The sequence below is a fragment of the Nguyenibacter vanlangensis genome (genome assembly GCF_013376155.1).
GTDB classification, from domain to species: Bacteria; Pseudomonadota; Alphaproteobacteria; order Acetobacterales; family Acetobacteraceae; genus Gluconacetobacter; species Gluconacetobacter vanlangensis.
Genome location: NZ_JABXXP010000291.1, coordinates 1 through 3577, shown reverse-complemented (window position 1 = coordinate 3577; position 3577 = coordinate 1). Strand labels below are relative to the sequence as shown.

The following is a 3577-nucleotide window of genomic DNA, read 5'->3' as shown; positions in this document are numbered from 1 at the left end:
AGCGCCGCCCGGGCGCCGTCGCCGGCCGAGACCCCGATGATGAGCGGCGGGGGCGTCATGGCGTATCCGGACCCCGCTCCGGAAGGGCCCGTTCCGGAAGGGCCCGCTCCAGAAGAGAATGCCGCGCTGAGTAGGTGAAATAGAAGATGGCGGCGACCACGCCCCAGGCCAGGGTGAGCATCAGCACGATCGCCGAGAGATTGGCGATCAGATACAGGCAGCACAGGATGCTGAGGATCGGCAGGTACGGAAAGAACGGGACGTGAAAGCCGCGCGGCATGTCCGGCCGCCGGTAGCGCAGCAGGATCACGCCCGCCGACACCACGGTGAACGCCACCAGCGTGCCCATGCTGGTGAGGTGCCACAGCATGTCGGCCGGCAGGAGGGCCGCCGCCAGCGCCACCAGCGCCGCCACGATGAAGGTGTTGGCGGTGGGCGTCATGGTCTGGGGATTCACGCGGTGGAAGATCGGCGGCAGCAGGCCGTCGCGCGAGACGGCGAACAGGATGCGCGTCTGGCCGTACAGCACGATCAGCGTGACCGAGAAGACCGACACCACCGCCCCGGCGGACAGGATGACCGCGGGCCACGTCGCGCCGGTGATGGTCTGCAGGATGACGGCGAGGCCGGCTTCCTGCCCGGCGAAGCGCGTCTGGTCCTGCGCGCCGAGCGCGGTGAGGGTGACCAGCACGTAGAAGCACGTCACCACGGCGAGGGCGAGCACGATGGCGAGCGGGAGGTTGCGGCGCGGGTTTTCGACTTCCTCGCCCGCCGTCGAGATCGCGTCCAGCCCGACGAAGGTGAAGAAGATCGCCCCCGCGGCCATGCTGACCCCGGCGAAGCCGTGGGGCGCGAAGGGGGCGAGATTGCCGGAATGGAAAACCGTCGCGGCGAGCGCGATGAACAGGGCCAGCACGCCGAGCTTGACCATCACCATGATCGCGTTCGCCCGCGCCGATTCCCGCGCCCCGCGCGCCAGCAGCAGCGCGCACAGGAAGACCAGGATCGCGGCGGGCAGGTTCATCAGGCCCCGCCCGCCGGGATGCACGCCGGTCGCGTCCGCGACCAGCGGCGCCGAGAGCATCCATTCGGGCAGGCTGAGCCCCGTGACGTTGAACAGGAGGTTGCGGAGATATTCGCTCCAGCCGATGGCCACGGCGGCGGCGGACACGCCGTATTCCAGCGCCAGCGACGCGGCGACGAAGAAGGCCGCCCCTTCGCCCAGCGTCGCGTAGGCGTAGGAGTAGGACGAGCCCGAGACCGGGATCATCGAACTCATTTCCGCGTAGCACATGGCCGTGAGACCGGCCGCCAGGCCGGCGATCAGGAAGGCGACCAGCACGGCCGGCCCCGCCACGGGCACTTCCTCGGAGAGGACGAAGAAGATGCCGGTGCCGATGGTCGCGCCGACGCCGAACAGGGTGAGCTGGAAGAGGGTGATGGAGCGCCCCAGCCGTCCATCGCCCCGATTGTCGCCCGGGTTGCTACCGTGATCGCCGCCGTGATCGCTGCTGTCCGCCAGCAGGGCTTCGACCGGTTTGCGGCGGGTCAGGCGGTGGGCAAGGCGATGAGGATGATGGGCCGGGCGATGAAGGTCCAGGCGATGAAGATCCGGGCGATGAAGGTCCGGGCGATGATCGGGGCGGACATCCATGCGGGGCGGGCTACTCCGGAGTGGGCGGCTGGTCGGTTGCGGTAGTGTTACAAAAGCCGCGTCCCTCGGCAAGTCGCCCGGCGTGAGGCTGTTCCTATGACGGGGCGTTCAGCTTGTCCTGCGTCCTGGTGTCGAAATCGGCGGCGTCGTGGCGTTCGTGCAACTGGGTGGAGGGATCGCCGCTGAGGCGGTTGACCATCCGCCCGCGCTGGACGGCGGGGCGCGCCAGGATCGTGTCGGCCCAGCGCAGCACGTGCCGGTAGTCCTGGACCGACAGGAAGTCGGCCGCGCCATAGAGCCAACCCTTGACCAGCCCGCCATACCAGGGGAAGGCGGCGATGTCGGCGATCGTGTACTCGCTGCCGGCGAGATAGGCGCTGGCCGCCAGCCGGCGGTCGAGCACGTCGAGCAGGCGCTTGGTCTCCATCGCGAAACGGTCGATGGCATATTGGATCTTGGTGGGCGCGAAGGCGTAGAAATGGCCGAACCCGCCGCCGAGAGAGGGGGCGCTGCCCATCTGCCAGAACAGCCAGGACAGGCATTCGGCGCGCGCCGCCGGGTCGGCCGGCAGGAAGGCGCCGAATTTCTCGGCCAGGTAGAGCAGGATCGATCCGGATTCGAAGACGCGCACCGGTTCGGGCCCCGAGCGGTCGAGCAGCGCCGGGATCTTGGAATTGGGATTGATGTCCACGAAGCCGCTGCCGAACTGGTCGCCCTGGCCGATGCGGATCGGCCAGGCGTCATATTCCGCGCCGTCATGGCCGGCGGCCAGCAATTCCTCGAGCAGGATCGTGACCTTCTGACCGTTCGGCGTGGCCAGCGAATAGAGCTGCAGCGGATGGCGGCCGACCGGCAGTTCCTGGTCGTGGGTCGCGCCGGCGATGGGGCGGTTCAGTCCGCCGGCCTGCCGGTTCCAGGTCCAGATCTTGGGCGGGGTGTAGTCGGAGGAATCGGACATTTCGGATATTCCCGGATCTGAGATGGCTGCAAAATGGCGCGGCGATGAGAGTATGCCCGAGGCGGCGTGCGATCCAGACGGCGCCTGAGAGGGAGGAAGATACGTGACGTCGCTTGGCCTGTTCGCCCTGCTGCTGTGCCTGTCGTCGCTGTTCGGGATCGTCAACCGGCGGACGCTGCGGCTGCCGACGACGATCGGCATCCTGGTGATCGCGCTGTTCGTGTCCTTCGTGTTGATGGGGGTCGACGCGCTGACGCCGGGGCATGATTTGCAGGCCCTGCCGCGCGCGGTGCTGCGGCAGGCGGACCTGCCGGGCAATCTGCTGGAGGGGGCGCTGTCCTTTCTGCTGTTCGCGGGGGCGCTGCAGGTCGATCTGGACCAGTTGATGGCGCGCATGGGCGCGGTGCTGTTTCTGGCGCTGCTGGGCACGCTGCTGGCGGTGGGGCTGTTCGGCGGGGCGATGTACGGGGTGTTCCTGCTGCTGGGGCTGAAGGTGTCGCCCCTGTGGTGCGTCGTGCTGGGGGCGATCCTGGCGCCCACCGACCCGGTTTCGGTCGTCGGCATGCTGCGGCGGCTGGGCCTGCCCGGGCCGATGCAGGCGGTGTTCGCCGGGGAAAGCCTGTTCAATGACGGGGTGGGGGTGGTCGTCTTCGGCGTGGCGATGATGCTGGCGACACAGACGGGGACGACACAGACGGGAGTGGCGCAGGTGGGCGCGGGCGGGTTCGGCCTGTGGGAGGCCGCCCGGGCCTTCGGCATCGAGGCGGTCGGCGGTGGGGTGCTGGGGTTCGTGTCGGGGTGGGTGGCGCTGCGCTGCGCGCTGCTGGTGGAGGACGCGCACCTGGAATTGCTGGTGTCGCTGAGCCTGGCGACGGGGACGTTCAGCCTGGCGAACGCGCTGGGCCTGTCGGGGCCGATCGCGGTGGTGGTGGCGGGGCTGTGGCTGGGCAGCTCTGCCGCGCGCC

3 protein-coding genes are annotated in these 3577 nt (G+C 69.2%); 1 reads left to right on the top strand and 2 read right to left on the bottom strand.

What is annotated here, in order from left to right:
- Positions 1–55: 55 nt before the first annotated feature.
- Entirely contained in the window at positions 56–1654 is a 1599-nt protein-coding gene (locus HUK84_RS12595) for an APC family permease (protein WP_176640605.1), read from the bottom strand.
- Between the two features lie 94 nt (positions 1655–1748).
- Positions 1749–2612, bottom strand: a complete 864-nt coding sequence (gene yghU / locus HUK84_RS12590) for a glutathione-dependent disulfide-bond oxidoreductase (RefSeq protein ID WP_176640604.1) — start codon at positions 2610–2612, stop codon at positions 1749–1751.
- A gap of 103 nt (positions 2613–2715) precedes the next feature.
- Between yghU and HUK84_RS12585 the strand changes: the two genes are divergently transcribed.
- On the top strand, positions 2716–3577 hold an 862-nt coding region (locus HUK84_RS12585), incomplete at its 3' end, for a cation:proton antiporter domain-containing protein (protein ID WP_176640603.1).